General features: G+C 62.5%; 18 protein-coding genes and 4 tRNA genes. 11 read left to right on the forward strand and 11 right to left on the reverse strand.

All coding sequences use genetic code 11. The features are described 5' to 3' along the window. Window positions 1-7 precede the first annotated feature (7 nt). The 8 genes from phoR to CLU92_RS02335 all read left to right on the forward strand — a co-directional run bounded on the left by phoR (window position 8) and on the right by CLU92_RS02335 (window position 8,986). Window positions 8-1,324: a phosphate regulon sensor histidine kinase PhoR gene (gene phoR, locus CLU92_RS02300; protein WP_101480552.1), complete on the forward strand. Its 1,317-nt coding sequence runs from the start codon at window positions 8-10 to the stop codon at window positions 1,322-1,324. Between the two features lie 77 nt (window positions 1,325-1,401). Further along, window positions 1,402-2,598, forward strand: a complete 1,197-nt coding sequence (gene senA, locus CLU92_RS02305; protein WP_257560893.1) for a selenoneine synthase SenA — start codon at window positions 1,402-1,404, stop codon at window positions 2,596-2,598. Between the two features lie 45 nt (window positions 2,599-2,643). After that, window positions 2,644-4,590 (forward strand): UvrD-helicase domain-containing protein, encoded by a 1,947-nt coding sequence (locus CLU92_RS02310; RefSeq protein ID WP_101480553.1) that lies wholly within the window; start codon window positions 2,644-2,646, stop codon window positions 4,588-4,590. Window positions 4,591-4,684: 94 nt separating this feature from the next. Beyond that, window positions 4,685-5,599 (forward strand): NAD-dependent epimerase/dehydratase family protein, encoded by a 915-nt coding sequence (locus CLU92_RS02315; RefSeq protein WP_101484453.1) that lies wholly within the window; start codon window positions 4,685-4,687, stop codon window positions 5,597-5,599. 381 nt (window positions 5,600-5,980) lie between these two features. Beyond that, window positions 5,981-6,364 (forward strand): LiaI-LiaF-like domain-containing protein, encoded by a 384-nt coding sequence (locus CLU92_RS02320; RefSeq protein ID WP_257560895.1) that lies wholly within the window; start codon window positions 5,981-5,983, stop codon window positions 6,362-6,364. After that, a complete protein-coding gene (locus CLU92_RS02325) occupies window positions 6,354-7,163 on the forward strand; it encodes a LiaI-LiaF-like domain-containing protein (RefSeq protein WP_101480555.1) in 810 nt (269 codons plus the stop codon). Before CLU92_RS02320 ends, CLU92_RS02325 begins: the two co-directional genes overlap by 11 nt. Before the next feature lie 6 nt (window positions 7,164-7,169). Next, on the forward strand, window positions 7,170-8,246 hold the full coding sequence (locus tag CLU92_RS02330; protein WP_101480556.1) for a sensor histidine kinase: 1,077 nt from the start codon (window positions 7,170-7,172) through the stop codon (window positions 8,244-8,246). An 11-nt stretch (window positions 8,247-8,257) separates the two neighbouring features. Beyond that, window positions 8,258-8,986 (forward strand): LytTR family DNA-binding domain-containing protein, encoded by a 729-nt coding sequence (locus CLU92_RS02335; RefSeq protein WP_101480557.1) that lies wholly within the window; start codon window positions 8,258-8,260, stop codon window positions 8,984-8,986. Here CLU92_RS02335 and CLU92_RS02340 read toward each other — a convergent pair. The 3 genes from CLU92_RS02340 to CLU92_RS02350 all read right to left on the reverse strand — a co-directional run bounded on the left by CLU92_RS02340 (window position 8,972) and on the right by CLU92_RS02350 (window position 13,696). Beyond that, window positions 8,972-11,248, reverse strand: a complete 2,277-nt coding sequence (locus CLU92_RS02340; RefSeq protein ID WP_101480558.1) for an ATP-dependent DNA helicase — start codon at window positions 11,246-11,248, stop codon at window positions 8,972-8,974. The genes CLU92_RS02335 and CLU92_RS02340 overlap by 15 nt on opposite strands. Beyond that, a complete protein-coding gene (locus CLU92_RS02345; RefSeq protein WP_101480559.1) occupies window positions 11,245-12,897 on the reverse strand; it encodes a VRR-NUC domain-containing protein in 1,653 nt (550 codons plus the stop codon). Before CLU92_RS02345 ends, CLU92_RS02340 begins: the two co-directional genes overlap by 4 nt. A gap of 94 nt (window positions 12,898-12,991) precedes the next feature. Continuing rightward, window positions 12,992-13,696: an SMI1/KNR4 family protein gene (locus CLU92_RS02350; protein WP_101480560.1), complete on the reverse strand. Its 705-nt coding sequence runs from the start codon at window positions 13,694-13,696 to the stop codon at window positions 12,992-12,994. A 159-nt stretch (window positions 13,697-13,855) separates the two neighbouring features. Between CLU92_RS02350 and CLU92_RS02355 the strand changes: the two genes are divergently transcribed. Both CLU92_RS02355 and CLU92_RS02360 read left to right on the forward strand, forming a co-directional pair. Further along, on the forward strand, window positions 13,856-15,073 hold the full coding sequence (locus tag CLU92_RS02355) for an MFS transporter (protein ID WP_101480561.1): 1,218 nt from the start codon (window positions 13,856-13,858) through the stop codon (window positions 15,071-15,073). Continuing rightward, on the forward strand, window positions 15,070-15,717 hold the full coding sequence (locus CLU92_RS02360) for a metalloregulator ArsR/SmtB family transcription factor (RefSeq protein ID WP_101480562.1): 648 nt from the start codon (window positions 15,070-15,072) through the stop codon (window positions 15,715-15,717). The genes CLU92_RS02355 and CLU92_RS02360 overlap by 4 nt, the downstream gene beginning before the upstream one ends. 98 nt (window positions 15,718-15,815) lie before the next feature. Here CLU92_RS02360 and phaP read toward each other — a convergent pair whose 3' ends face one another. The 4 genes from phaP to CLU92_RS02380 form a co-directional block, all read right to left on the reverse strand. After that, window positions 15,816-16,427 (reverse strand): TIGR01841 family phasin, encoded by a 612-nt coding sequence (gene phaP / locus CLU92_RS02365; RefSeq protein WP_101480563.1) that lies wholly within the window; start codon window positions 16,425-16,427, stop codon window positions 15,816-15,818. A gap of 107 nt (window positions 16,428-16,534) precedes the next feature. Next, window positions 16,535-16,729: a hypothetical protein gene (locus CLU92_RS02370; protein WP_071078190.1), complete on the reverse strand. Its 195-nt coding sequence runs from the start codon at window positions 16,727-16,729 to the stop codon at window positions 16,535-16,537. 47 nt (window positions 16,730-16,776) lie between these two features. Next, window positions 16,777-19,029, reverse strand: a complete 2,253-nt coding sequence (locus CLU92_RS02375) for an ATP-binding protein (RefSeq protein ID WP_101480564.1) — start codon at window positions 19,027-19,029, stop codon at window positions 16,777-16,779. Between the two features lie 103 nt (window positions 19,030-19,132). Further along, on the reverse strand, window positions 19,133-19,558 hold the full coding sequence (locus tag CLU92_RS02380; RefSeq protein WP_101480565.1) for a helix-turn-helix domain-containing protein: 426 nt from the start codon (window positions 19,556-19,558) through the stop codon (window positions 19,133-19,135). A 115-nt stretch (window positions 19,559-19,673) separates the two neighbouring features. On the opposite strand from CLU92_RS02380, the gene CLU92_RS02385 reads away from it, so the two are divergent. Further along, a complete protein-coding gene (locus CLU92_RS02385; RefSeq protein ID WP_101480566.1) occupies window positions 19,674-20,525 on the forward strand; it encodes an SDR family oxidoreductase in 852 nt (283 codons plus the stop codon). A 97-nt stretch (window positions 20,526-20,622) separates the two neighbouring features. On the opposite strand, the gene CLU92_RS02390 is transcribed toward CLU92_RS02385, so the two are convergent. The 4 genes from CLU92_RS02390 to CLU92_RS02405 all read right to left on the reverse strand — a co-directional run bounded on the left by CLU92_RS02390 (window position 20,623) and on the right by CLU92_RS02405 (window position 21,421). Further along, window positions 20,623-20,707, reverse strand: a tRNA-Leu gene (locus CLU92_RS02390). Between the two features lie 75 nt (window positions 20,708-20,782). Further along, window positions 20,783-20,867: transfer RNA gene (locus CLU92_RS02395), tRNA-Leu, on the reverse strand. A gap of 68 nt (window positions 20,868-20,935) precedes the next feature. Next, a tRNA-Leu gene (locus CLU92_RS02400) sits at window positions 20,936-21,020 on the reverse strand. Window positions 21,021-21,336: 316 nt separating this feature from the next. Beyond that, window positions 21,337-21,421: transfer RNA gene (locus CLU92_RS02405), tRNA-Leu, on the reverse strand. Window positions 21,422-21,525: the final 104 nt, after the last annotated feature.

A 21,525-nucleotide genomic window follows, 5' to 3' on the forward strand; every position in this document is an offset into this window, starting at 1 on the left:
GTCTCTTATGAATCCGAAATTGCTGTTCTGGGTACCGGCCGCCTTGCGCATGGTGCTGGCGCTGCTGGGCGTGACCGTCGTCTGGTATCTGTTTGGCGCCACGTATGCGCTGGGCATCGCCTTCGTGCTGATGGCCATGATGGTGTTCGTGCAGCTGTCGTATCTGTTCCAGCTGAGTAACTGGCTGGACAATCCGCAAAGCGCCAAGTTGCCCGACGGCTGGGGCGCCTGGACCAGCATCTTCGCGCGCCTGTACCGCATGCGCCGCGACGACGAGAAAAACCAGGCCGAGCTGACGGAATGGCTGGCGCGCTTCCGCCAGGCCATGCACCTGTTGCCCGATGGCGTCGTCATCATGGACGACGTGCTGTTTCTCGAATGGTGTAATCCCGCCGCCGAGAAGCATCTGGGCCTGACGCACGAGCGCGACAAGGGCATGCGTGTCACCAACCTGATCCGCAGCCCCGAGTTCATGGATTACATCATCCTGGGCCGCTACGACCAGCCGCTGACGATCACCTTCCGCAACCGCAAGCTGATCGTGCAGATCATTCCGTTTGAAAACCGCCGCCAGATCCTCGTCACCCACGATGTGACGGAGACGGAGCGCATCGAAATGATGCGCCGCGACTTCATCGCCAACGCCTCGCACGAACTGCGCACGCCGCTGACGGTCATCGTGGGTTTCCTGGAAATCGCTTCCGCCGAGCTGGACCTCGATGCCACCACGCGCGCCGCCCACCTCAAGCTGATGACGGAGCAGGGCCACCGCATGCAGCATTTGATCGAGGACATGCTGACCCTGTCGCGCCTGGAATCGGTCGACTATCCGCTGCGTCCCGAGCCCGTGGATGTCAAGAAACTCATGCAGCAAGTCTTGCGCGACGCCAAGGGCTTGTCGGCCGGCAAGCATGAAGTGACGATGGAATGCAATGGCCCCGATGTGCTGGGCAGCTACGACGAGCTGTATAGCGCCTTCGGCAACCTGGCCTCGAACGCCGTGCGCTATACGCCGGCAGGCGGCAGCATCATGCTTCGCTGGCAAGATGGCACGGCAGGACCGCAATTCATCGCGCAAGACACGGGCATCGGCATCAGCCAGGAACATATTTCGCGCCTGACGGAACGCTTCTACCGCGTCGACAAGAGCCGCTCGCGCGAAACCCAAGGCACGGGCCTGGGTCTGGCCATCGTCAAGCATGTGCTGCTGCGCCACGGGGGGACTTTGGCCATCCAGTCCGTGGTTGACAAGGGCAGCAGCTTCATCGTCAGCATGCCCAAGTCCGTCGTCACGCCGCTGCAGGGCGAATTGCTGGTCAAGTAGTTCGCAGGGGGCGACAGTCGCCCCTGTTTCCCCCTGGCTGCTGGTGCATTGTTGGCATAAGTCGTTACAATCAGGTCATGACTTTAATCAACACCTCTTTTCGCCACGCCGGCGCGCAGCAACTGGCCCAGTCGCTGCAGGCTGCGCGCCAGGACACTCTTTCCCTGTTCGACTGTTATGTCAATGCCGGGCTGGACGTGGTGGCGGGCCTGCCCCGCCATCCGCGCCTCAATCCGCCCTTGTGGCAACTCGCGCATATCGCCTGGTTCGCCGAGTGGTTCATCTTGCGCGAGGCCGCTTCCAGCCATCCGGCCGACGCCATCTACAATTCCCTGCTGACGCGCGGCGACGATTTGTTCGACGCCAATATGGTGGAGCACCGTGCGCGCTGGAAGCTGGAACTGCCCAGCCCGGGCGCCGTGAAAACGTATTGCCACGAAGTGCTCGACAGGGTGTTGGACAAGCTGTCGCGTGAACCCAACGTCGACAGTGCCCTGGCGCCGTACCGGCTGGCGCTGGCGCAAGAAGACTTGTGCGGCGAGGAAATGCTGGCCGGCTTGCAATGGCTGGGCCTGGAAGCACCGGAACCCCTGTCTGCCAGCCCGGCCTTGCCGCCCGGGGCGGGGGAGATTGCGTTTCCTGGCGGAAGCATTGAAATGGGCTCGCCGCGCGATGCCGGTTTTGCCTTCGACAATGAATCACCGCCCTATCGCTGCTATGTGCCGCCGTTTTCCATCGATGCTTGCGCCGTATCAAACGCCCAGTTTTCCGATTTCGTCGCCGATGGCGGCTACCAGAACCGCCAGTTCTGGAGCGCGGCCGGCAGCGCCTGGCTGATGCAGCAGGAGCGCTCGTCGCCCCTGTACTGGCTGCGCGAAGCGACGCAGTGGCGCACCATGCGTTTCGGCCGGCGCACGACCTTGCCGCCGAATGAAGCCGTACGCCACATCAATCTGTATGAAGCGCAAGCGTACTGCGCCTGGGCAGGCCGCCGCCTGGCGACCGAGGCGGAATGGGAGTATGCTGCGCTGTCCGGCCATCCGCGCTTTCATTGGGGTCAGGTGTGGGAGTGGACGGCGACGCCGTTCGAACCGTATCCGGGCTTTGCGGCTGATGCCTGGCGCGAATACTCAGCGCCGTATTTCATGCAGCACCAGGTGCTGCGCGGCGCCGCCTTCGCCACGCCGCCACGCCTGCATTCGGCCCGCATGCGCGCCTTCCACGCGCCCGAGCGCGGCGACATCTTTGCCGGCCTGCGCACCTGCGCCTGGTAAGTCCGAGACAGCCAGTTGCAGTTGCTACCCTTTTCAGGAATACTTTTGAGTACAGATAACGCCCCGCAGTTCATTCCCAAACGCATCACGCCCACGCTGGAGCAGGTCGCCGTCCAGACAGCGCAAAAGAAAGTGGTCTTGATCGACGCCAATGCCGGCGCGGCCAAGACGACGACTCTGGCCCTGCGCCTGGCCGAGGCCTTGCACCGGGGGCGCGCGCCCGAACGCATGCTGGCCCTGGTCTTCACCGAGGCGGCGCGCGTGGCCCTGCGCCAGCGCCTGCTGGAAGTGGGCGTGCCGCTGGGCGTCGTCAAGCGCCTGACCATCGACACCTTCGACGCTTTTGCCGCCAAGGTGTTGCTGCAGCTGGAAAACATGCAGGTGGCGTTCATGCGCAGCGATGAAGAGCTGCGTCCCGTGGCCTGGGAAGCACTGGAAGTCGTGTCGGAAAAGTACGCCCACCGTTATCCGCTGGAAATCAACACGACCAACGGGGCGATTGCCGAGTTTTTGAAACTGCAATTGCGCACCAAGGCACGCCTGGATTTTCAAAATCCTGACTTCGAGAGCAATTCCCTGGATGACAATCTGGAGCTGCTGGGCATGTCGCGCACGCATTATCTGTGGCTGCGCGAATACGAAGGCTTGCGCGGCGCCGACACGGGCGATATCCAGTTCCGCGCACCGTTCGACGCCACCTACGATCTGGTGCGCATGCTCCACGGCGACGAGCCGCTGCGCCAGCAATTGCCGGCCTTCCAGATCATCGTGGCCGATGAATTGCACGATCTGAACGAAGCGTCGTTCCGCCTGCTGACCATGCTGATACGCCGCGGCAACGCCTTTTTCTGCGGCGCCGGTGACAAGGATCAAGTGATTTACACCTGGTCGGGCGCCGACCATCGCTTCCTGCGCCAGCGCTTCGAGCAGGAGTTTCCTGCCTTGCAGCGCCTGCCGCTGACGGCATCCTACCGCTATGGCACGCAGCTGGCGCAGGCCGTGGGGGTGCTGAAGAACAAGGCCAGCGTGTCGGCCCTGTCGCGCGCCACCCACATCGACGTGCTCGAGTACGATCATGCGCAGCCGCAAGCGTGCAGCGCCCAGCTGATCGCCGCGCTCGAACACGCGCATGCGGGCACGACGGCCATTTTGCTGCGTGACCGCGACCAGGCTATCCGCGTGGAAACGGCGCTGTTCCAGAGCGGCATTGCGTATGGCCTGGTGGACATGAACAGCTATCTGCTGAGCCTGGAAGTGCTGATGCTGCGCGGCATGGTCGCCATCGCCCGCAAGGACTTGCACGCGATCAAGAGCGGCCCGCGCCGCGGCGAAATTCTCGAAGCCCTGGTGGCCTTTGCGGAGATCCCGTTTACCCGCACGGAGTTGCAGCAAGCCAAGGCCGACGTGGCCAATTACCCGGACTTGCTGGAAGGCTTCCTGACGAACCAGCTGGCCAAGTCGCACAACCAGGACAAGGCGGCGCTGACCCTGGCCGCCGTCGACTACCTGCGCGCGCTGCCACCCGACGCTTTGGCGGGCGACGCTCTGCAGCACATCTTTGGCCTGATGCAGCTGGAACAAACGGCGCGGCGCATCTATGTCGATCCGGCGCAGGCGCGGGTCGTCGCCCGTTCCCTGCATGGCTTCATTGCCGTGTGCAGCGAAGCGGGCGTGTCGCTGGGCGGCTTTGCCGGCTGGCTGGGCGAGATGGAGGAGGCCGTTGCCGTGACCAGCGGCAAGGCCAGGCTGGTGATCGCCTGCATCGACCAGATCAAGGGCCTCGAATACAACCACGTCATCTTGCCTTACCTTGCCGTCGATGAATTCCCGCGCAGCAAGACTGACCCGCTGGAAGAGGAAAACCGTTTTTATGTGGCCGCCACGCGCGCGCGCGACAGGCTCACCTTAATCACGCCGCAAGACCCCGGCTACCGGAGCCGTTACATTGCCGCCCTGCAGCTCAAACAGAAGATTGTTGCGTCCAAGTCATAGATCTTTTGCTGGGCAGCTGCTTTTTGCGAAAGGGGAAACGGCGCATACTTTGTTGGTGTGATTGATTGCAATCTGAACCAACAAAGGAGTAATGATGCGAGTATTTTTGACGGGCGCAGCTGGCTTCATCGGCAGTTCCATCGCGGCGGGCCTCGTGCGCGCCGGCCATCAGGTCACGGGCCTCGTGCGCAAACCGGAACAGCTGGCCGAGTTGGCCACCCTGGGCGTGCACGGCGTCGTCGGCACACTGAACGACCGCGAATTGCTCATCGAGCAGGCGAAGGCGGCGGATGCCGTCATCAATGCGGCCAGCAGCGACCACCGGGGCGCCGTCGAAGCCATCCTCGACGCACTGGCCGGCACGAACAAAGTGTTCCTGCACACGAGCGGCTCGTCCATCGTCGGCGATGCTTCGGGCGGCGAGGGTACCGAGCAGATTTATGATGAAGACAAGCTGCCCGCGCCTGCGGCCGACAAGGCGGCCCGGGTCGCCATCGACGACCTGGTATTGGCCAGCGCCAGTCAGGGTATCCGTGCCAGCGTGCTGTGCAATACCCTGATCTACGGCCATGGCGCCTTGCCGCGCGACAGCGTGCAGTTGCCCCGTTTGCTCAGGCAGGCGCGCAAGAGCGGCATCGTGCGCCACGTGGGGCCGGGCCGCAACATCTGGTCCAACGTGCATATCGACGACGTCGTCAGCCTGTATCTGCTGGCGCTGGAAAAGTCGCCCGCTGGTACGTTTTACTTTGTCGAGTCGGGCGAAGCGGCCTTCCGCGACATGACGGCCGCCATCGCCAAGGCACTGGACCTGGGGCCTGCGCAGGATTGGCCACTGCCCGAGGCGATTGCCGAATGGGGCGACGAGATGGCTTCCTACGGCCTCGGTTCCAACAGCCGCGTGCGCGGTGCACGGGCACGCACCGTGCTGGGCTGGCAGCCGCAGGGACCGACCGTACTGGAGTGGATCGAGAACGACATGTTGCAGCCGCCGCATGCCATCATCGCTTGATGCAGCTCAGCAAAACCGCATCTGTGTGCGCTAGCGAACGGTGCTTTGTGGCGATCAGGAGTATGATGGCTTTGCTTGGTTGAGACGCACTGCCGTGAAGTTGGCGGCATGTTCGATCTTCCAGCAGGTCAGCCGGTCGCCTCAAGGATCGGCACCAGATTTTCGCTGCCGGCGCGTTGGCGCCACGCGGCTGTTCACTGTAACTCCAGGTCGCGGTGTGTACTGCGAACCCCTTCAAGGCCGGCGCCAGCCGGTCTTTTTTTGCCTCTCGTTCCTGCCGCTGCGCCATTCACCGCCATCTGTCCGCCATTCGCCGAAGCGGTGTTTTCGCGCGCCCGAAATCCGCGTATCTTTACGATCAACCAACTACCAGGGGTGACCGTGAAATCTGAACCAGCTTATTGCCGCCGTACCCAGCTGCTGTGGGGCGTGCTGCTGATCGCCATCGGCGCCATCATCCTGCTGGACCGACTCGATGTGATCTATCTCCACCATTACTATGCACTATGGCATTATTGGCCGCTGATACTGGTCGTCTTCGGCCTGAACAAACTGCTCACGCCCGTGTCCGCGAAGCAGGTACTGAGTGGCCTGTGGCTGATCTTTTTCGCTGCCTGGTGGTATGTGTCGTACGAAGAACTGTGGAATTTGAATTTCTACAATAGCTGGCCAGCCTTGCTGATCGCCTGGGGTGTGGGCCTCGTGCTGGAACCGCTGTTGAACAAACATTTTATTGCCTACCGGGAGTCCGAGCATGAAAAATAAACCGCCGCTGCACTCGCCATCGCAGATCGTGCTGGGCGTCATTGTCATCGGCCTGGGCTTGTTGTTCCTGCTCGATAACCTCGGTTTCATCAATGTGCGCTACACCTTTCGCTTCTGGCCCACGGTGCTGATCGTGTTTGGCTTGCTGAAACTGTCGCAAAGCCGCAGCGCGAACGGCTATTTGCTGGGCGGCATGCTGGTGCTGCTGGGTGTGGTATGGACCCTCAAGCACATGGGCATTTTCTACATGAACTGGGACTTGTTGTGGCCCTTGCTGATCATCGGCCTGGGGGTGGCCGTCGTGTCGAAGTCCTTGCCCGGCGCGCAACAGCGCCAGCGGCGCCGGCGCTTTGCCGCGCAGCAGGACAGCACGGCAGCGCCTGACTCTTTCGGCCAGGCCCGCAATGGTGCCGTGTCGCTGGACAAGGACGCCGCAGCGGCAGCGCCCGGCGCCAGCGGGCAGGCGGACGATGACAGCATCATCGAAGTAACGGCCATCCTGGGCGGCTATGTGCGGCGCGTGTCGTCCCGGCGCTTCAGGGGCGGCGATATCAATGTCATCATGGCCGGCTGCGAAATCGACTTGCGCCAGGCCTCGATCGAAGGCGAAGCCGTGCTCAACGTATTTGCCCTGTGCGGCGGCGTCACCATCAAGATTCCGCCCGACTGGAGCGTGGTGCTGCAGGGCACGCCCATTCTCGGCGGTTTCGAAGAAAAGACCATCGTGCCGCCGAACCAGGACAAGCGTTTGTACGTGACGGGCTACGCCATCATGGGCGGCCTGGAAATCCGCAACTAGGCGCGCATGTCCGGGACCTTGTCGAAGCGGCGCGGCGCCGTGGCCGTGGTGGTGGTTTGCCTGGCGCTGGGCCTGGCCTTGGCGTTCGTGCTGGCCAGGGTGGCCCATGCGCCCAGGCTCAACGCCGTCCTGCTGGTGGTGCCCGCCACGCTCGTGTATGCGATAGGATCCGGTTTTTCCGCGTTTTACCTGTGCCGCGCCTACCCCTTGCACGCGGGCCATCCGCTCGCCATTGCCGGCGTGATGGGCGTAGCGGCCCTGTTCGCCGGCTTGTTGTGGGCCACCTTGCTGCAATTTCTGAACAGCGTCAGCCTGTTGCTGGAACTGCGCTGGCTGGGCGTGAACCTGACGCAATCGCTGCTGGCCCTGTTTTTCGGCCTGGGCTTGCTGCTGTATTGCCTCGCTGTCGCCGTGCATTATCTGCTGCTGGAATTCGTACGCGCCAGGATGGCCGAGCAGCGGGGCCTGGAAGCGCAGCTGATGGCGCAGGAAGCGCAATTGCGCATGCTGCGCACGCAGATCGACCCGCATTTCCTGTTCAACAGCTTGAACTCCATCAGCGCCTTGACGTCTATCAATGCGGCGGGAGCGCGCCAGATGACGGTGCAGCTGGCCAGTTTCTTTCGCCAGAGCCTGAGCCTGGAGGCGCACAAGCACATTACCTTGGAGCAGGAACTGGTACTGATCCGCCATTTCCTTGCCATCGAACAGGTGCGTTTTGGCGAACGCTTGCAAGTGTCGGAAAGCATCGACACCGCCGCGCTGGCGTGCTTGCTGCCGCCCATGCTGATACAGCCACTGGTGGAAAATGCCGTCAAGCATGGTATCTGTGGCTTGACGGAGGGCGGATTGATCGAGATCGAGGTACGTCGCGCGGGCAGCCTGCTGCAGATTGCCGTGCGCAATGCTGTTGATGCGGATCAAGGACCTGCCCGCGGCAAGGGCATGGGGCTGGAGAATGTGCGCCAGCGCCTGGCCAGCGCCTATGGGCATGAGGCGGGCGTGCACTGGGCGCGGCGCGGTGCGACGTTTGAAGTGACGCTATCGATGCCGGCGCAGACCGGTGACACGGAGGAAGCATAATGCAGGAAAGAATGCGGGTGGCCATCGTCGATGATGAATTGCTGGCGCGCAGCGTGCTGCGCGAATACCTGGCGCGCCATGACGATATCGACATCGTGGCCGAGTGCAGCAATGGCTTCGAGGCCGTCAAGGCCATCGCGGAACTGGAACCGGAACTGGTGTTTCTCGACATCCAGATGCCGCGCCTGGACGGTTTTGAGGTGGCGGAACTGACCGGCGCGAAGACAAAGCTGATCTTTGTCACGGCCTACGACCAGTACGCCTTGAAAGCGTTCGAATGCCATGCCCTGGACTATCTGCTGAAGCCGTTCAGCGAACAGCGCTTCGAGCAGGCGCTGGCCCATGCGCGCGCCAAGCGCAGCACGCCCGCGACTGTGCTGACGGTGGCGCGCGAGGCGGCCACGCGCGCAGCGCCCCTGGACCGCGTGCTGATACGTGACGGCGCCAAGGTTCACGTCATCGCCAGCGCGCGCATCGACTATGTCGAAGCGCAAGACGATTACATCAGCATCCGTTCCGAGGGCAAGTCCTACCTGAAAAGCCAGACCTTGGCGGAGCTGGAAGCCCAGCTCGACCCTGCCAAGTTCCTGCGCGTGCACAGGTCGTATCTGCTCAATATCGACGGTATCCGCCGCATCGAGGCGGCCACCAAGGACAGCCACGTGGCCATCCTGCGCGACGACACGAGGATACCCGTGAGCAAGGCGGGCTACCAGAAGCTCAGATTACTGGTCGGCTAGCTGCACGTCCCACCAGGATGGCAGCAACTGGCGGATTTCCGGCCGGGAAAAGCGGTCGTCGATCAAATACACGACGCCCTTGTCCGACTGCGTGCGGATGACCCTGCCGGCCGCCTGCACCACCTTTTGCATGCCCGGATACAGATACGTGTAGTCGTAGCCGGCGCCGAAGATGTCGCCCATGCGCTGGCGGATCTGTTCGTTGACGGGATTGATTTGCGGCAAACCCAGGGTGGCGATGAAGGCGCCGATCAGGCGCGCGCCGGGCAAGTCGATGCCTTCGCCGAAGGCGCCGCCCAGTACGGCAAAGCCGATGCCGCGCGTATCCAGACCGAAGCGGCCCAGGAATTGTGTGCGGGCACTATCGTCCATGCGGCGCGGCTGCTGCCAGATGGGCACGTCGGGATAATGCTGGGCAAACAGGGTGGCCGTCTTTTCCATGTAATCAAAACTGCTGAAAAAGGCCAGGTAGTTGCCCGGCGTTTGTGCATACTGGCGCGCCATCAGCTGGGCAATGGGCAGCAGCGAGGCGGCGCGGTGCTGATAGCGCGTGGAAATACTGTCGGCCACGCGCACGGACAATTGTTCTGCCTGGAATGGCGATTCCACGTCGACCCAGGCCGTGTCGGCTGGCATGCCCAGGGTGTCGCTATAGTAATTCCACGGGCTCAGGGTGGCGGAAAACAGGGCCGTGCTGTGGCTGGCCGCGAAACGTTCCTTGAGGAAGGGCGCCGGCACGATGTTGCGGATGCAGACGGTGGAGCCAGCAATAGATCCCGTATTTGTCTTGCTGACATCGAACAGCGAATGCGCGCCGAAACTCTCCGCTAGGCGGTTGATCAGCAGCACGTCGAAATAAAAGCGCTGCAAGTCTTCATCGAGCGCCGCCGCATGTTCGGCCAGGTAATCGCCGATGGCCGTCGCCACCCCTTGCAGGGCGCCAAAGAATTTCTCCGGCAAGGCTGGATGCACGTGGTAGTCGCCATCCTGCTCCTTGAGCAGGGCCGTCCATTGGCGGGAAAGGCGGTCCAGCGGCTTTTTCAGCCCCTCGGGCGCAAACTTGCGCAGCATTTTCAGGTTGATTTGCGCCAGCTCCGCCGAATACATGCTGCGCGCGCGCGACACCATATTGTGCGCCTCGTCGACCAGCACATTGACCTTCCAGTCGTGGGCCAGGGTCATGCCGTACAGCATGGCGCTGAGGTCGAAGTAATAATTGTAGTCGCCGATGACGACATCGCTCCAGCGCGCCAATTCCATGCCCAGGTAGTAGGGGCAAATACCTTGCTGCAAGGCGATGGCGCGCACGGCTTCCTTGTCCAAAATCAGGCCACTGGCCAGCGCCACTTCGCGCGCCAGCGGCAAGCGGTCGTAAAAACCCTTGGCCAGCGGGCACGATTCGCCATGACAGGCTTTGTCAGGATGCTCGCAGGCGCTGGTCTTGGCGCTCAGCTCCAGCACGCGCAGGGGCAGCAGGGGTGCGCTGTCCTTCAGGATGGCACAGGCGTCGAGCGCCATTTGCCGCCCGGGCACCTTGGCGGCCAGGAAAAACAGCTTGTCGAGGCCATGCGCTGCCGTGGCTTTTAACATGGGAAACAGGCTGCCCACGGTCTTGCCGATGCCTGTGGGAGCCTGGGCCAGCAAGCCGCAGCCGCGGCTGCTGGCCTTGTACATGGCTTCCGCCAGCTGGCGCTGGCCCGGACGGAAGTCGGCATGGGGGAAGGCCATGCTGGTCAGCTGCGCATCGCGGCTGGCCCTGTGCGCCAGCTCCTGCTCGGCCCAGTCGAGGAACAGTGCGCAATGCTGCTCAAAGAAAATGCGCAGCGCCTCGGCCGTGCATTCCTCGTGCATCACGGTTTCCTTCTGGCTGGCGATGTCGAAATACACGAGCGCCACCCGCAGCATGGGCAAATTCAGCTGCTGGCACTGCAAATGGCCGTAGATGCGCGCCTGCGCCCAGTGCAGCTGGCGATGGTTGGCCGGCATGGCATCGAGCTCGCCCCGGTAAGTCTTGATCTCTTCCAGTTGCCGCCGGGCCGGGTCGTAGCCATCCGCGCGGCCCCGCACGTGCAGGGGGCCGAAGTCGCCGGACAGGCTGATTTCGCGCTGGTAATCGTCGTCGCGCCGGCCCGTGACGGTGGCGTGGCCGGCCATGCCTTCCTGCGCCGTGGGCGATGGCGTAAAACGCAAGTCCAGGTCGCCCACCTTGGCAGTGAATTCGCACAGGGCGCGCACGGCGATCGTGTACCTGCTGGCGCTCATGTGGCCACCTCCCACTGCAGGTAGCACACGCTGACGGGCATGGCGTGTTCGGCGCAATACGCAATCCAGCGCAGCTGGTTGTCTTGCAGGCGGTCGCCCGGACCCTTGACTTCGATCATGCGGTAGCGCTGTTCTGCCGGCCAGAACTGGATTAAATCAGGCAAGCCGCTGCGGTTGCTTTTGATATCGAGCAAGATGCGCTCGAACGCTTTCTTCAGGTGGGTGGACGGGATGCAGGCCAGCGCCAGGTCCAGCAAGCCGCCGTCCAGCACTTCCCAGCTGACGAAGGGCGAGACGATGCCGTGCTTGGCGGCATGTGCGGCGCGTATCGTCGCCTGATATGTGCCGTCGTCCAGTTGCGCCAGGCAGGCGGCAAAGTCCAGGCTGCGGCGCTGGTAAAAATCGGCGCTGTGCAAGTCGGCCGGGCCACGGTGGAACGGGTGGAAGAAGGCACCTGGCATGGGCTTGAAGATGGCGGGCCAGCACAGCAGGCCGAACAGCGAGTTGATCAGGGTGTTTTCTACGTAGTACACGGGCGCGTCGTCCTGCATCAGGTGCTGCTGCACCACGCCCTCCACGTAGCACGCTACGCCTGGATAGGGCAGCAGCAGGTCGATGCGCTCGACGGCGGTGGGGGCGTTGGCCGCCTGCTTCGCATGGCCCAGCTTGCGCCGCAAACGGGGCGCCATGCGCAGTAATAATTGCAGCTCCGCCTCGCTTTCGGGCGCTGCCAGCGCGATTGTCAAGCGCTCGTAGGCCGCTTGCGGCTGTTCATCTTTTTCCAGCACGCGGATGGCGCGGCCCCGCGCGCCCGGATAGCGGCAATCGGCGTAGGCGCGGTAGGCGGCAGGCCAGTCCTGGCATTTCTCCAGATGCTGGGCGATCTGGAAACGCAGCTTGTCGCGCCGGCTGGCCAGCCAGGTATTGTCCTGCGACAAGGGTAACGCCGCCAGTTCCTGCAGCACTTCGTTCGCCGGCGCACTGTCGTTGTAGCGTTCGCGGCACTGGTGCAGCACTTCGTAGTACTCGATATCCTGGCGCGTGCGAAAGCCGCGCGATTGCGGCGAGAATTCCACTTTTTCGTACTGGTACACGCCGAGATCGGACAGCACGAATTCCGACCAGTCCTGGTGATAGTTGCCAAAGTAAATCAGGCGCAGGCGGTCGCACAGCGCTTGCAGGCCGATGCGGTACAGCACGTCGTTGCAGGCCGGATGCCAGGTGGAAAACGGTTTATTTTCTGCATGCTGTTCGCGCAAGGCGTCGAGCTGCTCGGCCTTGCGTGCCGCTTTCAGGGGCGCGCCGAGGTGAAAGGCCTGGGCGATCTCAGCTTTTAGCAGCAAGTCGAACAGCTCATCGAGCGAGATGAGGGGATCGGCTTCCACCCATGCCAAGGCCAGCAAAGGCAGGGCGGCCGCGCGCGTGTCGCCGATTTCCGGATAATTGAGCTTGCTGGCGCGAAACAGGCAGCCCTTGCGCATGACGAGGCGCACGAACAGGGCGCGCGACGGCTGCGGCAGTGCGCCGAATGCGGCGATGAACTGCATTTCTTCAGCACTCAGCAGATCGGCGTAACGCGCGCTGATCCAACTCAGCACATCCTGGAAATTATCCAGATAGTACAGGGGATTTTCCAGGACTCTCAGCATGGGGATGGCAATAGGGCAAGTTGCAAGGTGAAGGGTTTTACTGTGTTTATATACAGTTTAAACCTTCAGCCGCCGCTTGCCCAGCGAATTATGTTCAGCCAGCCGTGCTGTAGGCAAAACAGTTGTCGAACTTTGCGTAGGGAATCATTCCCTCGCGCAGGCTGGCCAGTTCGGTATCGGTCAGCAAGCCCCGATGGGCTTCCTTGCGTCCTTTCGGCAGCACCACCTCGTAATCGATGATGTCCCTGGCCAGCAGCGTTTGCAGGACCTGCGCCTGTTCCGGCGTCAGGTAGCGCGCATGCGTGCCCAGGGTCTTTGCCAGTTGCTCCCTGAATTCCTCGTCGCTGACCTCGTTGTACGTATCCTGGTCCGCCATGCTGATCAACAACATGTGAAACACGAAGTCCTGCAGGTTTTTCGCCAGGTACTGGGCTTCGTTCTGGTCATGCCACAGCAGCACAATGGGCAGCTCGCCCTCGTGCAGGCTGGATGCGAAAAAGCAGTAGTGATCGCCCGCGCCCGTTTGCGCGAACGGGATGAAGCGGAAGGCGGGGTCGATCTGCCGGTAATCGTCCGCGTCGCGCAAGGTGTCCGCTGCTTCGGCAACGGCCTCGATATTGAGCAATTCGAAATCATCGGCATGCAGCAGCAGGGTGGGTTTATCTTTTAATGTGGGATAGACCAGCTTGTACCAGTCGGGGCCATATTCACCCACGGCCAGCATGCCGTCGCGCTCCAGCTGGCGGTACAGTGCAGGATAGCTGAAGCCGTGTTTGTGTTCAATTTCTGACAGTGTCATGTTTGCCCTGTTAAACGTGATTCATGGGCGCATGATAGCCGAGGAGATGGTGCGCACGGTGCGCATCATGGCGGCAACGCCTGGATAATTAATAAACATTTTGGTTTACTTATGTGGCCTGCTCACGTAGTCTTGCCAGAAAATATACTTCGAGCCTGCATGAAAAACATCATCCTGATTTCCGCCGCCTGTTTGCTGGCGCTGCTGTCGACCATCGGCGCCTCCCTGCCATATCCTATCCTGCCGCCTTTGTTTGCCGCCGAGGCGCCGAACGCCTTCAACAATTTCCTGGGCTTGCCGTCGAAACTGCTGTTCGGCCTGGCGCTGACCATCAATCCGCTGGGTTTGCTGATCGGCTCGGCTTTGCTGGGACCCTTGTCGGACCGCTACGGCCGCCGTCCCTTGCTGATGCGCACGGCCGTGGGCGCCGCCATCGGCCACGCCATCACGGCCTGGGCGCTGGTGATACAGTCCTACCCGCTGTTCATTGTGGCCCGTTTCATCACGGGTTTGCTGGAAGGAAATGGCGCCGTGGCGCGCGCCATGCTGGCCGACCAGTTGACAGGGCCGCTACGCCTGCGCGCCATGTCCTGGCTGAATGGCGCCTTTTACCTGGGCTGGCTGGTGGGCCCGATCCTGGCGGGCGCCACCTTGCATTGGGGCGTGACGGTGCCGTTCTGGATTGCCGCCGCCGCCCTGATGCTCGTCGCCGTACTGGTGGCCGCCGGCTTGCCGCGCGAAACGCCGTCCTTGCTGACGACGTCGTGGTGGCAGGTGGCGCGCGACCGCCATTCTCTGAACCTGTTGCGCCATGCGGAGCTGCGCACCCTGTTCATCGTGCAACTGGCACTCACCTGCGGCGTGGCAAGCTTTTATGAGTTTTATCCGCTGTGGCTGGTCGAGACGGCCAGTTACCATGCGCAGGAAATTGCCTGGGTGAATGTGGGCCTGTGCGGCACGATGACCATCACTTCGCTGCTGGCGGGCGGTCCCAGCCGCCATGCGCCGCTGCTGCGGGCCAGCTGGTATGCCTGCGGCGTGGCGCTGGCCGTAGGGATCTTGGCGCTAGGCAATATCTGGGTGGGCATCTCTGCCATCGTGCTGTTCGGCATTCCGAATGCGCTGTACAACACGGTGATCCAGGGCTGGTGCGCCGAGCGCTTCAGCGCGCACGGGCAGGGCGCCGTGATGGGCTTGCTGGCCACCACTTTTTGCATCGCCAACATCGTCGTGGCCCTCAGCGGTTCCGTGCTGACCTTGATCGACACGCGGCTGATCCTTGTCGCGGGCGCCTTGTCCGCCGCCTGGGCCGCCTGGCGCATGGCGGCCTGGCGCCGGCAGCTGGACGGCGCCGTGGACGCCAAGGCGGTGGCATGAGCGCGAGTACGTCCGAGCAGACCTTGTTCCTGCTGAAGATGCGCGGGCCGCAAACGGCGCAGCAATTGGCGGCCTTGCTCGATATCACGTCCATGGGCGCGCGACGCCAGCTGGAAGCGGCGCAGGGCAGGGGCCTGGTGGCCTTCGAGGACCTGGCCGACAAGGTGGGGCGCCCGTCGCGGCGCTGGGCGCTGACGCGGGAGGGCCACGCGCGCTATCCTGACCGCCATGCCGACCTGACCCTGGAATTGATTGCGCAAGTCAAAACCCTGTTCGGCGACGAGGGGCTGGATAAGTTGATCGTTGCGCGCGAGCGCAGCAGCGAAGCCGCCTACGCCAGGCTGGTCGACTTGCGGCTTGAATTGGCGCAACGAGTCGATAGCCTGGCGCGGGCGCGCGATGGCGAGGGTTACATGGCCCATGCCGAGCCGCAGGACGATGGCAGTGTCTTACTGGTGGAAAACCATTGCCCGATCTGCGCGGCGGCCACGGCATGCCAGAATTTCTGCCGCTCGGAGCTGGCCATCTTTCAGCGGGTGTTAGGGGACGATTGCAAAGTGGAGCGCAGTGAATATCTGCTGGACGGGGGGAGGCGCTGCGTGTATCGGATCATGCCGGTGGATGCGTCGTCGGCCGGGTCGTAGGTCGGGTTAGCGCTGCGCGCGTAACCCGACATCACCATTGGCGCCAACAATGCGTCGGATTACGCGCGGCCTTGCCGCGCGAATCCGACCTACATCGCTTACTTTTTGGCAGCTTTCGGCTTGGCGGCAGGCGCCGCCTTGTCAGCCGCGGCTTGTGCGCCCGCCGTGGCCTTTTCCGTGGCCTGCGCCACCTGCGCGCTGGCCTTGGCAATTTGATCTTCCACGGTCTTCACAGCTTGCTTGGTGGCCTTGGTCACTTGCTCGTAGCCGAGGAAGGCATTGTCGATGGCGGCCTTGACGATGGCCACGGCGTTTTCCGAGCCCGGCGGCACGTTTTTCGTGACGTCGTAGATCAGGGCGCTCAGATTGCTTTTCGCTTCGGCCACATGGGCTTCTGCGGCCGTGGTGAATTCCGTGTGGATTTCCTTGATGATGTCGTCGAGTTGTTGTTTATAGGCTTTTGCACCGGCCACACCTGGTTGCAGCTGGGCGGCGGCGGCGGCCATGGCGGCCTTCGGATCCTTGGCCTGGCTGATTTCCTTGCTGGCGGCAAGGCCATCTTCGATGCCGGACTTGGCGGTGGCCATGTTCAGCGCCAGTACCTGTTCCACGCCTTGCACGGCTTTGGAGGTGAGCGTGTTGAAGGTCATCAGCTGGAATTCAAACAGGGCCTTGGTGGCCGATGCGAATTGTTCGGGATTCGTAAACATGTGGTCTCCTCGGTTTGAATAGATACGTTCTTATCGTTCCATACTCTTTCGACGCCGCATTGCCATCGCTTGCTCTCAAGCCGGTGCCCCGTGTGGTCATGGCCCCATTATTTAACAAGCGCAGGTTTTTCGCAACGGCTATCTTTGTAAGGTCCTGAAGCCAGTTCCCAGCCAAATCCCAGGGTGGACTGGGCGCACGACAGGGTGCCGTCGACCTTGCTGCGCCACTGGTACCAGGGGGCCGGTCCGGCCATTGCGCAGGCGCACGCTGCCAGCAGGGCCGTGGCGATCAGGTATTTCATAAGTGCTCCGAAATTAATGCCTATGGGCATTGTAGCGCGCTTGCCATTCAGGGGGCGTGCGATTGCGGCGCGGCGGCGGGCAGTTGCAGGGTGAAGGTGGTTCCGCTGCCGGCTCCCGTGCTGCTGATGGCGTCGATATGGCCACCCAGCACGCCGGTGACGATGTTGTGCGCCACATGCAGGCCCAGGCCCGAGCCACCGGAACCGAGCTTGGTCGTGAAGAAGGGGTCGTAGACATGCACCAGGTCGTCGGCGGCGATGCCCACGCCCGTGTCGGCGATGGACAGGGTGATCGTCTGCCCGTCGTCGCTGCCGCGCGCGGTGATGGCGATACTGCCGCCGCTGCGGCCCTCGAAGGCATGGCGCAGGCAGTTCTCCAGCAGGTTGCTGAGCACCTGGCCCAGCGGACCTGGGTAGCTGTCCATGGCCAGGCCGTCCGGCACGTCTTGCGTCAGGCTCAGGCCGGCGGCCTTGAGGGGCGTGGACATGGGCAGCATCAGTTCGGCGACGAACTGGCGCAGCAGGAAGTGCCGGCGCTGCGAACTGGCGCGGTCAACGGCGATCTGCTTGAAGCTGGAGACCAGGTCGGCGGCGCGCTGCAGGTTGCGCAACATAATGGCATCGGCCTCGCTGGCCTGCGCCAGGTAGGCGCCCAGTTCGGAGCGGCGCAGGCCGCCCTGGAGGCTGGCCTGAATTTCTCGCGTGCGCTCGGCCATGGTGGTGGCGACCACCAGGCCGTTGCCGATCGGCGTATTGAGTTCATGCGCGATGCCGGCCACCAGCGCACCGAGCGCGGCCAGCTTGTCGCGGCGCACCAGTTCTTCCTGCGTGATGGACAGGTTTTCCAGCGCTGCGGCCAGTTCGCGGTTCGCCTGTTCGGAGTGTTCCTTGGCCTGCGTCAGGGCAGCCGTGCGTTCGTCCACCAGCTCTTCCAGGTGGGTGCGATGACGCTGCAGCTCGCGTTCATGGCGCATGCGGCCGATGGCGATGCCGGCCAGGTCGGTGGCCGTGTCGATCAGCTCCAGGTCGCGCGCATCGGGCTTGCGCACTTCGCGGTAATACATGGCGAACGAGCCGAGCACGGCGCCATCCTGGCCGAAGATGGGACGCGACCAGCAGGCGCGCAAGCCGAACGGCGCCGCCAGCTCGCGGTAGGGTGCCCACAGGGGATCGCGCATGATGTCGCTGACCACCACCGCTTCGCGCAGGAACATGGCCGTGCCGCAGGAGCCCACGTCGGGGCCGATGGCCACGCCTTCGAGCAGGGCCATGTACTCGGGCGGCAGGCTGGGGCCGGCGGCGCTGTGCATGTGAATGCCGTCATCGTCGAGCAGCATGATGGAACAGAGTACGCCGCGCGACTGGCCTTCGATCAGGAGCAGCAGCTGGTTCAGGGTGGGGCTCAGGGGCGCACCCTTGGCGACCATTTCCAGCAAGGCGCTCTGACCCGCGCGCATCGCTTCGGCGAGGTTGCGTTCGGTCAAGTCGATGATGCGCGCATGCACGAGCTGGCGGCCCGGCACGGACAATCGCATCAAACGGATTTCGCAGGCGATCGGGTGGCTGTCGCGGTGACAGCAGCTGGCGCGAAAGACGACGATCTTGCCTTGCAAGGTATCGAGGATCTTTTCTTCCAGTAATTGCTGCGAGGCGCGGCCATCGTCCTGCTGCCTGGGGAACAGCGGCTCCATGCCGCCTTGCAGCAACTCGGCCAGCGGCATGCCGAACAATTCTTCGGCCAGGTGGTTGGCATCGATCAGCAGGCAGTTGTCGATATCGAACAGCAGCACGGCGTCGGGCGAGCCGGCCAGGATGGAATGGTAATTGACTTCCAGTGTTTGCGGATGCAGGGGCCTCAGTGGCGCGGCAGGGGTGGCGGCGGGGCGGGCAGCGGGCGTTACCGCCTTGTGCAGCGCCAGTTCCATGAGGATTTTTTCCGCCACGTCGCGCGCATTGAAGGGCATCTTGATGTAGTCGCTGGCGCCGGCGCCCACGCTACGGCCCTGTTCCTCGGCGCTGGGGCTGGCTGACATCAGCAGCAGCGGCACGCCATGGCTTCCTCCCGCATTGCGCAGCCGCATGCAGGTCGCGCCGATATTCGTGCCTGCCAGGGCCGCGTCGAGCAGGATCAGGTCTGTGCCGCCGGCCGCCAGTTCCACGCCTTCGTCGATATCGCCCGCCAGTCCCGTCCCCAGGTTATGCCGATCCAGTACATACAGCAGTTCGCGCACATCGTTAGGTGAATTGCTCACCAGTAGCACTTTGGCCCGGTCGGCGATGGTAGAAATCAACTGATTCATGGTGTCGCGTCCTTACGCGTTTTGTGAGGCTAGTATTACATCAAGGCAAGTAGGAGTAAACGATAATTCTTGGTGACCAAAAGCAATGCGTTTGCGTGCTGTTTTACGCTGCGGTTTGCGTAGTCCGTGGCGCCAGTTCGGCGCGCGCCAGTTCGATGCGCGGGTAATTATCCTCGATCCAGTCGACCAGCACGGCCAGGCGTTCGGCCGCTTCGCGTCCCAGCGGCGTGAGGCTGTATTCCACCTTGGGTGGTATCACCAGGTACGCCTGGCGCAGGACGAAACCGTCGCCCGCCAGCGCCTCCAGGGTTTGTGCCAGCATTTTTTCGCTGACCCCGCCTACTTCGCGGCGCAGTTCACTGAAGCGCCGTGTGCCGCTCAGCAGTAGTACCAGCACCAGCACGGCCCAGCGGCTGGTCAGGTGGCTGAGCACGGCGCGTGACGGACAGGCGGCCGCCAGCAGGTGCGCTCCCTGGTTTTGCCGGGCGAGGGCGGTGCGCAGGCTGGCGCCGGGAGTGTCTGTGGACATGATAGTTGGCCTTCAATTTGAGTGTTGATTCATACTTACCAAAAGGTACGTACTTACAATAAGTAAGTAATAGTCCTATTATAGGGTTTTACCCACCACCCTCCAAGGAAAAATCATGATCGTCATCACCGGCGCCACAGGTAATCTGGGCCAGCACGTCATCGCCAGCCTGCTCGAATCCGTCCCCGCAGCCACCATCATCGCTGCCGTGCGCAATCCGGCCAAGGCGGCCAAGCTGGCCGCACTGGGCGTGCAAGTGCGCCAGGCCGACTACAACGATGGCGCCAGCCTCGACGTGGCCTTCAAGGGGGCAACAAAGATTTTGCTGATTTCGTCGAGCGAAGTGGGCCAGCGCGCGCAGCAGCACCAGAACGTCATCGATGCGGCCAGGCGCGCTGGCGTGGCCCTGCTGGCCTACACCAGTGTCTTGCGCGCCGACACGTCGCCGCTGGGCCTGGCCGCCGAACATGTCATCACGGAAGCGGCTATTCGCGCCTCCGGCCTGCCATACGCCTTCCTGCGCAACGGCTGGTATCTGGAAAACCATACGGAACACCTGGCGCCCGTGCTCGAGCATGGCATGGTGCTGGGCGCGGCGCAAAACGGCCGTTTCTCGTCCGCCGCGCGACTTGACTACGCAGCCGGCGCCGCCGCCGTGCTGACGTCGGCCCAGCCGCACGCCGTGTATGAACTGGCTGGCGACCAGGGCTTTACCCTGGCCGAGTACGCGGCCGAAGTGGCGCGCCAGTCGGGCGAGGCGATTGTCTACAAAGACTTGCCGCAGGAGGACTTCAAGGCGGCGCTGGTGAGCGTGGGTGTGCCGGAAGGCTTTGCCGACTTGTTGGCCGATTCCGATGCGGGCGCGGCCAAGGGCGGCCTGGAAGACAATGGCAAGCAATTGAGCGCGCTGATTGGCCGTCCGACGACGAGCCTGTTTGACGCCGTCAAGGCGGCGCTGGCCAAATAAGAGGAGGGGGCCGCGGGTCGGGAAGACTGCGCGGCATTCTGGAATGAAAAAAGCCGCAAACTCGTGAAAGTTTGCGGCTTTTTTGCGAATTAGGTAATGGTGCCCACGAAGGGACTCGAACCCCTACACCCGAAGGCACATGGACCTGAACCATGCGCGTCTACCAATTCCGCCACGTGGGCACTGATACTGCTTGCTGCTGATACTGCTATCTCACTACTTTACTGCGGACTACAACGAAAACGACTCGTTGCTGGTGGTGCCCACGAAGGGACTCGAACCCCTACACCCGAAGGCACATGGACCTGAACCATGCGCGTCTACCAATTCCGCCACGTGGGCATTGTGCTGCTTGTTACTACTGGCTACTACTTTACTGCGGATCACAACAATCAACAACTTGTTGCTGGTGGTGCCCACGAAGGGACTCGAACCCCTACACCCGAAGGCACATGGACCTGAACCATGCGCGTCTACCAATTCCGCCACGTGGGCATTGTTACTGCTTGCTGCTTGTCGCTGCGTGTTCTGCAGCGAGGACAAAATCATAAGGGCTGGCGGGCATTCGGTCAATCAACATTTTGCACTTTTCTTCAAGAAACATGTTTTTTCGCCAGAAAAGGGCTTTTCCCTATGAAAAAAGCCCAAATCTGCCTCTTTTTTCAGCGACTTCCCGCCTGTTTCTGTCCTTGGGTGTGCCGCGCTGCCAGGCCGCCGCAGTGCGGCCGGCTGGCGGGGGAGGGTTTTTGCCCCGGAAATGAAAAAAGCCGCAAACTCGTGAAAGTTTGCGGCTTTTTTGCGAATTAGGTAATGGTGCCCACGAAGGGACTCGAACCCCTACACCCGAAGGCACATGGACCTGAACCATGCGCGTCTACCAATTCCGCCACGTGGGCACTGATGCTGCTGTGACTTACTACTTTTTACTGCTCGAGTACTTGTTGTAAAATAACTTTACAGCAATTCTGCTATTATAGCGACTTGAAGAGTTTTGCGCCAG

The organism is Janthinobacterium sp. 61 (assembly GCF_002846335.1).
Taxonomy (GTDB): Bacteria; Pseudomonadota; Gammaproteobacteria; order Burkholderiales; family Burkholderiaceae_D; genus Janthinobacterium.